The sequence below is a fragment of the Congzhengia sp. genome (assembly GCF_037235575.1).
GTDB classification, from domain to species: domain Bacteria; phylum Bacillota; class Clostridia; order UBA1381; family UBA9506; genus Congzhengia; species Congzhengia minquanensis.
Genome location: NZ_JAXUNN010000019.1, coordinates 42,281 through 53,428, shown reverse-complemented (window position 1 = coordinate 53,428; position 11,148 = coordinate 42,281). Strand labels below are relative to the sequence as shown.

At 46.2% G+C, this 11,148-nt stretch carries 12 protein-coding genes and 1 pseudogene; all 13 read left to right on the top strand.

The features are described from left to right. Positions 1 to 142 precede the first annotated feature (142 nt). Positions 143 to 1,159 carry an alpha-L-fucosidase gene (locus WIG73_RS03670; RefSeq protein WP_337399332.1) on the top strand — a complete coding sequence of 339 codons (1,017 nt, stop codon included), beginning with the start codon at positions 143 to 145 and terminating at the stop codon, positions 1,157 to 1,159. Positions 1,160 to 1,203: 44 nt separating this feature from the next. Continuing rightward, on the top strand, positions 1,204 to 2,715 hold the full coding sequence (locus WIG73_RS03665) for a tannase/feruloyl esterase family alpha/beta hydrolase (RefSeq protein WP_337399331.1): 1,512 nt from the start codon (positions 1,204 to 1,206) through the stop codon (positions 2,713 to 2,715). 43 nt (positions 2,716 to 2,758) lie between these two features. Then, the gene (locus tag WIG73_RS03660) at positions 2,759 to 3,898 is read left to right on the top strand and encodes a DUF2264 domain-containing protein (RefSeq protein WP_337399330.1); all 1,140 of its coding nucleotides are present in this window, start codon (positions 2,759 to 2,761) and stop codon (positions 3,896 to 3,898) included. Between the two features lie 230 nt (positions 3,899 to 4,128). After that, a pseudogene (locus WIG73_RS03655) lies at positions 4,129 to 4,479 on the top strand (replication initiator protein A); the annotation flags it as partial. A 167-nt stretch (positions 4,480 to 4,646) separates the two neighbouring features. After that, entirely contained in the window at positions 4,647 to 5,537 is an 891-nt protein-coding gene (locus WIG73_RS03650) for a LysR family transcriptional regulator (protein ID WP_337399329.1), read from the top strand. Positions 5,538 to 5,632: 95 nt separating this feature from the next. Next, positions 5,633 to 5,986, top strand: a complete 354-nt coding sequence (locus tag WIG73_RS03645) for a MerR family transcriptional regulator (RefSeq protein WP_337399328.1) — start codon at positions 5,633 to 5,635, stop codon at positions 5,984 to 5,986. 26 nt (positions 5,987 to 6,012) lie between these two features. Further along, positions 6,013 to 6,150 carry a hypothetical protein gene (locus WIG73_RS03640; protein ID WP_337399327.1) on the top strand — a complete coding sequence of 46 codons (138 nt, stop codon included), beginning with the start codon at positions 6,013 to 6,015 and terminating at the stop codon, positions 6,148 to 6,150. A 23-nt stretch (positions 6,151 to 6,173) separates the two neighbouring features. Further along, positions 6,174 to 6,833 (top strand): flavodoxin, encoded by a 660-nt coding sequence (locus WIG73_RS03635; protein ID WP_337399326.1) that lies wholly within the window; start codon positions 6,174 to 6,176, stop codon positions 6,831 to 6,833. Between the two features lie 11 nt (positions 6,834 to 6,844). Then, entirely contained in the window at positions 6,845 to 7,159 is a 315-nt protein-coding gene (locus WIG73_RS03630) for a hypothetical protein (RefSeq protein WP_337399325.1), read from the top strand. A 17-nt stretch (positions 7,160 to 7,176) separates the two neighbouring features. Continuing rightward, positions 7,177 to 7,389 carry a tautomerase family protein gene (locus tag WIG73_RS03625; RefSeq protein ID WP_337399324.1) on the top strand — a complete coding sequence of 71 codons (213 nt, stop codon included), beginning with the start codon at positions 7,177 to 7,179 and terminating at the stop codon, positions 7,387 to 7,389. 30 nt (positions 7,390 to 7,419) lie between these two features. Beyond that, positions 7,420 to 8,583 carry an iron-containing alcohol dehydrogenase gene (locus WIG73_RS03620; RefSeq protein ID WP_337399323.1) on the top strand — a complete coding sequence of 388 codons (1,164 nt, stop codon included), beginning with the start codon at positions 7,420 to 7,422 and terminating at the stop codon, positions 8,581 to 8,583. Between the two features lie 25 nt (positions 8,584 to 8,608). Continuing rightward, positions 8,609 to 9,991, top strand: a complete 1,383-nt coding sequence (locus WIG73_RS03615) for a flavodoxin (RefSeq protein WP_337399322.1) — start codon at positions 8,609 to 8,611, stop codon at positions 9,989 to 9,991. A gap of 94 nt (positions 9,992 to 10,085) precedes the next feature. Continuing rightward, a complete protein-coding gene (locus WIG73_RS03610) occupies positions 10,086 to 11,126 on the top strand; it encodes an aldo/keto reductase (RefSeq protein WP_337399321.1) in 1,041 nt (346 codons plus the stop codon). The last annotated feature ends 22 nt before the right edge of the window (positions 11,127 to 11,148 follow it).

Sequence of the window (11,148 nt, the reverse complement as noted above, 5' to 3'; positions counted from 1 at the left end):
TAATCAGTTTTATTATACATTTGAAAATTATGAATTTGCACATACTTTTGTTCCCTCCCTCTCCGCCAAATTGATTATGACCTTTTGACAAATTTGTCAAAAGGTCATTTTTGAATAGAACAAAATGAAGGAGTTGTGTGAAATGGATAATAAAGAATGGTTTCGCAAGGCGGAGTTTGGAATGATGGTTCATTTTGGGCTGTATTCTGTATTGGGCGGCGAATACCGCGGAACGCGGGTCAAAACGTATGCGGAGTGGATTCAGTCCTACTGCGCGATCCCCAACCGCGCGTATGACGAACTGACACGTGTATTCAATCCAATTTATTTTGACGCAGAGGAATGGATTCGTCTGGCAAAGGACTGCGGAATGCAATATTTTGTTATGACTTCGAAGCACCACGAGGGGTTTGCGATGTATCACTCAAAAGCGGACAAGTTCAACGTGGTTGACGCCACGCCTTTTGGCCGGGACATTACGGCGGAGCTGGCGGAGGCCTGTTATAAGTACGGGCTGAAATTCGGCCTTTACTATTCCCAGGAGCTTGACTGGCATGAGCCAAACGGAGGCGGCTACACCAACCACGAGCCTTGCGCAGGCGTGTCGTGGGACAATTCCTGGGATTTTAAAGACGCGGAAAAAAAGAATTTTGACCGTTGCTTTGCAGAGAAAATTAAGCCACAGGTGGAAGAGATTTTAACGGGTTACGGAGATTTATGTTTAATCTGGTTCGACGTGCCTCACACCATTTCACCGGCGCAGAGCCTGGAATTAAACAACCTGGTAAAGCATTATCAGCCGAATTGCCTGATTAATTCCCGCATTGGCAACGGGGCTTATGACTATGTGTCTTTAGGGGACAACGAGATTCCTCAGGAGCCGCCGGAAGAGGCTCTGGAAAGCCAGAACATGAACGACCTTGCCGGCTATAAATTTTCGCCCTACGGCCTGTATGAAACAGCCGGAACCATGAACGACAGCTGGGGATTTCGGTATTACGACCAAAACTGGAAAACGCCTGAGGCCATAGCGGAAAACCGGAAAAAGCTGAACAGTTTGGGCGTGAATTACCTTTTAAACATGGGGCCGGACGGTTTGGGAAGAATGCCTTCAATGGCTGTGGAAAATTTAAGAAAAGCAGCTGAATTGATGCAATAAGACCGTTGCTGTTCCGCCATAATCGATAAAGAGAGAGGACGAAGATGGAAAAGTTAAAAATAAATGAACTTTTAAACATAAAGATTGAAAACTGCGAAATTACTGAAGCGGTGGAGGCTGATCAAGGCACGGTAGTGCTGCCGGACGGCAGAACGTTTGAGCGGCTGCCAAAGTTGTGTGCTGTCCGCTTTGTAATGCGGCCGTCTCCCGTATCGTTTATCAGGGCGGAACTCTGGCTGCCGGCAGAAAACTGGAACGGCAGATTTTTAGGCACGGGAAACGGCGGAAGCGCCGGGCGTATTTCTTATGAAGCGCTGGCAGACGGGGTACGGGAAGGCTATGCGGTGGCAAACACCGACATGGGCACTTCGCCGGATGTTGATGATTTAATCGGTGAACCGGAACGCTGGGCGGATTTTGGACACCGCGCCACCCATTTGATGACGACCGTGTCAAAGGAACTTCTTGAGCAGTTTTATGGCAGACCTGCGGATTTTTCTTATTTTGTAGGCTGCTCCACAGGCGGCCAGCAGGCGTTATCGTTAGCGCAGCGGTATCCGAACGACTATGACGGAATTGTCGCCGGGGTGCCGGCCAACAACCGCACGTTGCTGCATGCCTATTTTCTTTGGAACTATCAGGCAATGCACACAGCCGACGGCAGCGATATGTTTACGAAAGAGCAGGTTCAAAATTTAACGAAAACAGCAGTAGATTGGTTTCAACAGAAAAAGGACGGCGTGAAGCCGGGCGCGTTTATACCAGACCCCCGTGCAGATGAAGCAGCCGCGGAAGAGATCATTTGCCTTGCAAGAAAAAACGATGCGTCGCTGACGGAAGAACAGATCATGGCCCTGCGAAGGATTTATCAAGGCCCGAAAAATCCAAGAACCGGTGAGCGCATTTATACGCCCATGCCCTTTGGAAGCGAATTTACCGCTCCGGGAATTTTAAGCCAGCAAAGGTTAGAGGGTGCAGAGGGGCTGTTTTATGTGTTTCGGTGGGTGTTCGGAAAAGACTATGATTACATGAAGTTTGACTTTGACCGTGATATGGACGTCTATCAAAAGGCGCTGGCAAGGCATGTGAATGCCAACAGTGCGAATTTGCGCGCCTTTCAAAATCGCGGCGGCAAGCTGATTATGTATTCGGGCTCGTCAGACCCGCTTGTGCCGTTTCAGGATGCAGTCAGCTATTATGAACGGGTGATTGAAAATCAAAATGGCTTGATGCAGACAATGGATTTTGCCCGGTATTTTTTAATTCCCGGCATGGGCCACGGCACAGAGGGGCCGGGGGCGCAATTTGTAAAGCATAAGGAAGACGGCGTGTTAAAAGCCCCCTTGGACGCTGTGGTAGCGTGGCGGGAGCAAGGCGCTGCGCCTGAGGTGCTGTATGCCGTTCGGCATAACGGCGACGATAACGATTTTTGCCGCCCAGTTTATCCTTATCCGCAAAAAACAGAAATCAGCAAAGAGGATTCTGATAACTATTTTGCAGCACCAGGGGAGCGGGACGGCGTGGAAAAAATTGCACGGCGCTATCTGGAAGAGTAAAAGCTAGCTCATATCAGATTATTTATGAAAGCAGGCGGAATTTATGGAAACAGTCAGGTCGTATTGGGTAGATACCATGCTGAAAATTGCAGGCCCGGTGATTTTCGCGCTGGAGAAGGATTCTTTGCAGAAACAGATGCCTGTAGAATGCAGGCAGGAAGATGACGGGCGCGGGCAATATACATATCTTGAAGCGTTGGGACGCACGCTTTGCGGCATTGCGTCGTGGCTTGCGTGCAAAGGGCTGACGGGCGGTGAGGAGCAAAAACGGCAGGGGCTTGCAGCCGCCGCAAGGTCGGCGATTAAAAATGCCGTTACGCCGGGCTGTTCTGATTTTATGAACTTTGAAACAGGCGCACAGCCCATTGTGGACGCGGCTTTTTTGTGCCACGGTCTTCTGCGGGCTCCAGAGGAATTATTTGAACCGTTAGAGAAAGAGACAAAGAAAAATTTGATTTTACAGCTAAAAAAAACAAGAACCAGAAAACCGTACCACAATAACTGGCTGTTGTTTTCGGCAATGATTGAAGCATTTTTCTATTATGCAGGAGAAGCAGACTGGGATTCTATGCGTATTGACTTTGCCGTGAAACAGCACATGCAGTGGTATAAGGGCGACGGGATTTATGGCGACGGAAACGAGTTTCATTTTGATTATTATAACAGTTTTGTCATTCAGCCCATGCTGGTGGATATTTTAAACACCGTGGGGCATGAGTATGAAGATTGGGCGGAGGTTACAGAAATCGTAAAAAAACGGTTTTCCCATTATGCTTCGGTTTTGGAGGGACTAATCGGCCCAGACGGTTCTTACCCCGTAATCGGCCGGTCTTCCGCCTACCGGTTCGGGGCGTTTCAGGCGCTGTCACAGGCGGCTTTGCAGAACCTGTTAGAGCCGGATTTATCTTATGGACAGGTGCGCTGCGCCCTTACCGCTGTGATTCAAAAAGTGATGCAGTTTGAAAATTTTGACCATGAAGGATGGCTTAAAATCGGCGTTTGCGGCAGCCAGCCGGCGATTGGTGAACCCTATATTTCAACCGGAAGCCTGTATTTATGCACAACAGTGTTTTTGCCGCTGGGGCTTCCTGCATCGCACCCATTTTGGACAGAGGCAGACAGCCCGTGGACAGCTAAGAAAATTTGGAGCGGTGAAAATTGTGTTTCGGTGCATTCAATATAGATTCGCAAAAAAACAGTCAATGAGCTAAAAACATGATACTGTGGGATTCATCACAGATTTTTACATTAGATTTATTACTTATTTACTTCATTTGCAGGAAAGAGTCTTGATATGACTGCCAAATTTCTGTGATAAACACACAAAAAACCAAATACGAAAACAATTAGACAGTCTTTGAAAAAAGGCTGTCTTTTGTTATATATAAGACTTTTTGAAAGGAGCCTTGATTGATGACTTTTGAATATTTTTACGGCAATGAAAGCGAACAATTTACTTTTTATCGCATCCCAAAAATTTTGTTTAAGGACAAGCGTTTCAAGAGCATATCCACAGTAGCAAAGGTGTTATATGGTCTGATGCTGGATCGTATGAGCCTGTCTGTTAAAAACGGATGGTTTGATGATATCAACATATATATTATTTATACACTCGATGAAATTATTGATGGTTTGAGGTGTGCAAGATAAAAAGCGGCGAAGTTACTGGATGAATTGGATAATGAAATTGGGTTAATCGAGCAAAAGCGGCAAGGTCTTGGAAAACCGAATATTATACTGGTTAAAAGCTTTGTTAGCGAACAAGACACAGCCGATAAAACAGCGGATAATTAAGAATAGAAAAAACGTAAATACAGAAAATATATCTGAATGAAATGCATTGAAGCAATTGCATTTTTGTGTTATGATTATATCATAACAGCGTTTTTCTAAAGACGACAAAAAATTTTATTTTTTGTGTGGTGAAGCGGATGGAGTTTCGGGTATTAAATTATTTTTTAGCGGTTGCAAGAGAAGAAAATATCACAAAGGCGGCACAAAACCTGCATGTGACGCAGCCGACGTTATCGCGGCAGATTGCGCAGCTTGAGGAAGAACTTGGCGTCAAGCTGTTCCAAAGGAGCAACCATCACATCATTTTAACCGAGGACGGCATGATATTAAAACGCAGGGCGCAGGAAATTATAGCGCTTGCCGAGAAAACAAAAGTGGACTTAAACCACGGCGAGCAGATGTTGACTGGAGAAATTGCAATAGGCAGCGGCGAATTTCAGGCAACGGCGTTTTTATCCGAGCTTATCAGCGCATTTCATAAAAGGCATCCGCTTGTAAAGTATTCCATTTACAGCGGTAACGCCTCCAACATCCATGATTATATTGAGCGCGGTCTTTTGGATATTGCACTCGTGTCAGAACCAATCAATATCGGTAAGTACGATTTTATTTCAATAAATCAAAAGGAAGTATGGGGCGCGCTCGTGCGCAGCGATTCAGATTTTGCGGCAAAAGAATTTTTAACACCGGAGGATTTGAAAGACTTTCCGATTATTATATCCTCAAGAGATCCGGTAAAAGAAATGTATGGCAAATGGCTCGGAACCAATGCCAATGATTTAAACATTGCTGCTGGAGGAAATCTTTTATATAATATGTCGGCACTTGTATCAGCTGGAATGGGAGCTGCAATCTGTGTAAAGCTTAACTGTACATATGATAACTGTAAGTTTATTCCTCTATTGCCGAAAATTGAATCGAGTTCGTTTATCATCAGAAAAAAGGATCAGGTATTCTCACGCGCAACAGCAGAGTTTATTGAGTTTGCAAAGGCATGCTTAAAAAGCATTTCTAATAATAGTTTATAAGTATTAGACATTTCATAAAGATGGATATATAATATAGGTGTTCCGAAAAGGAGCGCCTATATTTTTTATGCATAACCAAAGGAAAGGTGATTGAAATGACGATGGATGAAGCAAGCAACCGTTACCATATTCCCATCAACATTCTAAAGGAATACGAAAGCTGGGGGCTGTGCGGCGAGGTGGAAAAGGTTATGGGAATGTGGAATTATGATGACAGCGATATAGAGCGCTTAAGCACCATTATGACGCTCCATGACATAGGCTTTACCAAGGACGAGGTCAGAAAATATATGGAGCTGCTGTATGCAGGCCCGTCTACAGAAAAAGAAAGATTAGATATGCTGAATACCAAGAGAACTGGAACGCTGGATGAAATTCATTTTCGAGAAAGGCAATTAGACCGTTTGGATTATCTGCGGTTTGAAATTCAAAGAAACCAGCAAAAATAGAAAGAGGGGAAAGAAACACGTATGATATGGAACGAAACAAAGCCTTAAAGGAAATGGGAACCACCGCGCTTTTTGAAAAAATTGAAAACATGATTGATATTTTGGAAAACAGCGGCCCATTTACCCAAGCAAGTACACAAATCCATTTGCGGATTATGAAATAAAATTTTTGAAAGGAGTTTTGAAAATGAGAAAACTATGTTCTTTTCTGATGATTTTTACAATGCTGCTCTCCGGTGCGGCTTGCAGCAGCAACACAACCAACAAAGAGGTTCCTTCGACGGAACCGCAAGAAAATACGCCAAGCCCTGTGCCTACGGAGAACCCGGAAAATCAAGAGGTTTCTGCTGAAACGACGGAGGGCATTTCCAAATCACTGGTTGTTTATTTCTCATGGTCGGGCAATACCGAAAATGTCGCGAAATCCATTCAAAACCAAACGGATGCAGATATATTTGAAATCATCCCGCAAACGCCATATAGCGATGATTATGACACGGTTGTGGATTTTGCGCAGGAGGAACAAAGAGCAGACGCCCGACCGGCCATTTCCGGCAGCATTGAAAACATCGCGCAGTATGATGTGGTTTATGTGGGTTTCCCGAATTGGTGGGGCGACATGCCGATGATTCTTTACACCTTTTTTGACAGCTATGACCTATCGGGGAAAACGATCGCGCCATTCTGTACCAGCGGGGGCAGCGGGCTTTCCAATACGGTAAATGAGATAAAAAGCCTTGAATCGGGTGCGGCTGTAACAAAGGGGCTTCACATCGGCAGCAGTTCTTCGTCTGATCCTGAACATGCGGTCAAAGCATGGCTGGACGAGATTGGGCTTGCAAAATAGGGGGCTGCTTTATGAAAAAATATCTTTCGTTACTTCTCTCTTGCCTGCTCGTTTTTTCTTTTGCGGCATGTAATCAGGCAGAAAAAGCGTCTAATGCAGATACGTCTGTAACGAATGGGATGCAGGAGGCAGTGAATGTGCAATTTCCGGAAAATTTTGTTTTGATTGAAGGCGGCAGATTTGGGCAAAGCCTAACCGCAATTTCGAAACTGGTGCCAAGCGCTGCTATGGGGGACGCCTTGTCCGTTCATTATTCAGGCGGTTCCTCCCTCGCCCAAGATATCAGCAACTGGCTCAAAGAAAATCATATTGCAGGAAACGAGTAAAAAGGAGGTGGTGAGATATGCCACATATTGATATTACAATGATTCCCGGACGGGATGATACCGCGAAAAAAGAACTGGCAGTAAAAATACAAAGGTTTGTAGCCGATGAATTGGGCATTGATAAAAAATTTGTTTCTGTGTCTATTGAAGATATTGCAAAAGAAAATTGGAATGAACATATACAAAACATGTGTGACAAAAAAATGTTTCTTCATCCTATCAAAGCGTAGGATGGAAACGGTTTAAGGAGGAAATAAGCAATGAAACTGGACTTTTATTACCACAACCCAACCAAAATTTATTTTGGAAAGACGGCGCTGGAACACTTGCCGGCAGAACTTGCAAACTACGGCGATACGGTATTGCTGGTTTATGGAAAGGGTTCTGTGAAGAAAAGCGGTCTTTATGATGAGATAACCGCTGTTTTACAAAAAGCAGGAAAAACCGTTGTCGAGCTTTCCGGCATCAAATCAAACCCGACCTATACACAAATGCTTGAGGGCGCAAGGCTCGTCCGCGAACACCAAGTTCATTTGATTTTGGCGGTTGGCGGCGGCTCGGTCATTGACTGTGCCAAAGGGATTTCTCTGTCCGCCTATTGCAAAGGCGACCCGTGGGAACGCTACTGGGTCAACTTTGAGGACGTGGATAACGAGATTGTGCCGGTGGGCGCTGTTTTAACCATGGCGGGAACCGGCTCGGAAATGAACGGCGGCTCGGTGATTACAAACGAGGAAAAAATGCTCAAAAACGGCAGGGTATATCCACCGGAAGTATATCCGAAGTTTTCCATTTTGAATCCCGAATACACCTATACCGTTCCGAAATATCAAATGGTAAGCGGTATTTTTGATACCATGTCTCATCTGATGGAACAGTATTTTTCCGGCACAGATGACAACACCACCGATTATCTCATCGAAGGGGTGATGCGCTCCCTGATACACAGCGCAAGGATTGCCCTGAAAAACCCGGAGGACTATGAGGCACGCAGCAACATTATGTGGTGCGCTGCGATTGGGCTCAATACTATCACCGGCCTTGCCAAAGAGCAGGATTGGGAAGTACATATGATTGAGCACCAGCTTGGCGCATATACCGATTGCGCCCATGGCGCAGGGCTTGCGGCGATTTCCATACCGTATTATAAGTACATATCCCCATATGGATTGGACAAATTTGTCCGTTTTGCGAACAATGTGTGGGAGATTCCGACTGACACCATGACAAAAGAAGATGCAGCAAACGCAGGGATTGAGAAACTTACCGCATTTATTGAGGAGCTGGGTCTGCCGCAGACTTTGCGGGAACTTGGCGCAACAGAGGCAATGCTTCCCTTGATTGCAAACTCTACCGTACAGGGCGGCGGATATAAGCATATGACCGCCGAAGATATTCTAAACGTCTTAAAGGCTTGTTATTAAATGTTATTTTCAGGAGGTTACGAGGATGAAAAAATTTCTATCAGTTTTATTGGCATTATGCTGTGTTCTCAGTTTGTTTTCCATGACGAGCGGCGCAGCGGAAAATGTAACAGCAGAAGAAAATATCTCTGTTGTTTTGCAGATTGGAAATTCCATGATGACGGTAAATGGCAACACTTTGGAAATTGATCCCGGCAGAGGCACCGTGCCGGTTGTGGTAAATGACAGGACGCTCGTTCCCATTCGTGCAATTATCGAAGCAATGGGTGGAACCGTTTCTTGGGATGAAGCGGCGCAAACAGCAGTGCTTGGATATAACAATAACGAAATCAGGCTTACCATGGATCAACCCGTTGCCTATTTCAACAATGAAGCATATATCCTTGATGTCGCGCCTGCCACAATGAATGACCGCACGATGCTCCCCATTCGGTTTATTGCAGAACGATTTTCCTTTCATGTGGATTGGAACGGTGAGGAACAGCGCATTACGGTTACGGGAGAGATTTCAAACAGCGAACCCACAAAGGAGCCTGTAATTACACCGGAGCCGGAAGAACCACCTGCACCGGCAAACGCTCACGCACTGACCATCTACTTTTCTGCAACCGGGAACACTGAAACATTGGCAGAAACGGTTGCGCAGGCAGCCGGAGCAGACTTGGCAAGAATTATCCCGGCAGAGCCATACACAAGTGCAGACTTGAATTACAATGACAATTCCTGCCGTGCAAATCAGGAACTTAATTCCGATGCGCGCCCTGCCATCGAGCCGCTGGAAGTAGACGTTTCGCAATATGATGTAATTTTGCTGGGCTATCCCATTTGGTGGGGGCAGTGTCCGCCGGTTGTGCGTACATTTTTAGACAGTTACGATTTGTCCGGTAAAACGATTCTGCCATTTTGCACCAGCGGGTCCACAGGAATCAGCGGCAGCTTGTCTAAAATTCGGGAATTAGCGCCGGACAGTACGGTGACAGACGGTTTTCGCGGAACGTCCTCCACGGGGACGGCTCAGATTGACGAGTGGCTGCGTGACAATCATTTTACGGAAGCGGTTTTTATGCGTATGAAGCTGGCTGCCGCAAACGGCGATATCATCGTTAAACTGGAACAGAACAATGCGGCAAAAAATCTTGCAGCTATGCTGCCGCTGGATTTGAACTTCAGCGATTACAACAACACAGAAAAGATTGCCTATCCGCCGGAGGAGATTGATATATCCAATACTACGCCTGGAACGGCTCCGAAGACCGGTGATTTAACCATTTATGCACCCTGGGGAAATCTTGCGCTGTTTTACAAAGATTGGAGCTATTCGTCGTCGCTGATCCCGCTGGGCAGGATTGAATCGGGTGCGGAACGGATTCCGGCATTGGACGGTACGATACGGGCAGAGGCATATTAGAAGCAGGCGGCACAGGATATTCCGGATAACACCGTGGCATGCGGAAATCCCTGCTGGGGAAAACGCCGGATGGAAGAATTGTGAGGTGAACGATATGCAATATACGAAATTAGGAAAATCAAACCTGACCGTATCCCGCATCTGCATGGGATGTATGGGGTTTGGCGACGCAGCAAACGGACAGCATACCTGGACGGTTGACGAAGCGCAGTCACGCATGATTATCAAACAAGGGCTTTCTTTAGGTGTTAACTTTTTTGACACAGCCCCTGCGTATCAAAGCGGGACAAGCGAGCAGTATCTGGGCCGCGCTCTTTGGGATTTTGCGCCGAAACGGGACGAAGTGGTGATTGCAACCAAATTCTTGCCCCGCACAGCCGAGGAAATACAAAAAGGGATTACCGGACAGCAGCATATTGAGCGCAGCTTAAACCGCAGTCTTGCCAATCTCGGCTTCGATTATGTGGATTTGTATATTTATCATATGTGGGATTATAACACGCCTGTTTATGACATTATGGAAGGACTGAACCGAGTTGTAAGGGCTGGAAAAGCGCGGTATATCGGCATTTCAAATTGCTTTCCTTCCCAGCTTGCAGCAGCAAACGCGGTTGCAGAAAAAGAGGGATTTGCGAAATTGATATCCATGCAGGGGCATTATAACCTGATTTTCCGCGAGGAAGAAAAAGAAATGAATCCCTATTGTCAAAAAGAACAAATCGCCCTGACGCCATACAGCCCCCTTGCGGGCGGGCGGCTTTCTAAATTCCCCGGCGAGACCTCCAAGCGGCTCATGGAGGACGAGTATGCGAAAGGCAAATATGACGCCGCTGCGGAGCGCGACATGGGGATTGTCCAACGTGTGGAGGAACTGGCATTTCACCATGGTGTTTCCATGACGGAAATTTCTCTTGCATGGCTTTTAACAAAAGTCACAGCGCCGGTTGTCGGCGCGACAAAAGCAAGCCATGTGCAAGGGGCGGTGAAAGCAACAGAATTGCGGTTGAGCAATGAGGAAATTAAGTATTTGGAAGAATTATATACGCCCCACGAGTTGGTCGGCGTAATGGCACAGAACACAGAAACCGCCGCAAACCAGCCGCATGTTTGGTCAGCGGGGAATCAAGAACTGTAAGGCGTGTTTTAACGGGAAAGTT

Coding starts and splice junctions, on each gene's coding strand:
- WIG73_RS03670 (WP_337399332.1), top strand. CDS start 143: ATGGATAATAAAGAATGGTTTCGCAAGGCGGAGTTTGGAATGATGGTT.
- WIG73_RS03665 (WP_337399331.1), top strand. CDS start 1,204: ATGGAAAAGTTAAAAATAAATGAACTTTTAAACATAAAGATTGAAAAC.
- WIG73_RS03660 (WP_337399330.1), top strand. CDS start 2,759: ATGGAAACAGTCAGGTCGTATTGGGTAGATACCATGCTGAAAATTGCA.
- WIG73_RS03650 (WP_337399329.1), top strand. CDS start 4,647: ATGGAGTTTCGGGTATTAAATTATTTTTTAGCGGTTGCAAGAGAAGAA.
- WIG73_RS03645 (WP_337399328.1), top strand. CDS start 5,633: ATGACGATGGATGAAGCAAGCAACCGTTACCATATTCCCATCAACATT.
- WIG73_RS03640 (WP_337399327.1), top strand. CDS start 6,013: ATGGAACGAAACAAAGCCTTAAAGGAAATGGGAACCACCGCGCTTTTT.
- WIG73_RS03635 (WP_337399326.1), top strand. CDS start 6,174: ATGAGAAAACTATGTTCTTTTCTGATGATTTTTACAATGCTGCTCTCC.
- WIG73_RS03630 (WP_337399325.1), top strand. CDS start 6,845: ATGAAAAAATATCTTTCGTTACTTCTCTCTTGCCTGCTCGTTTTTTCT.
- WIG73_RS03625 (WP_337399324.1), top strand. CDS start 7,177: ATGCCACATATTGATATTACAATGATTCCCGGACGGGATGATACCGCG.
- WIG73_RS03620 (WP_337399323.1), top strand. CDS start 7,420: ATGAAACTGGACTTTTATTACCACAACCCAACCAAAATTTATTTTGGA.
- WIG73_RS03615 (WP_337399322.1), top strand. CDS start 8,609: ATGAAAAAATTTCTATCAGTTTTATTGGCATTATGCTGTGTTCTCAGT.
- WIG73_RS03610 (WP_337399321.1), top strand. CDS start 10,086: ATGCAATATACGAAATTAGGAAAATCAAACCTGACCGTATCCCGCATC.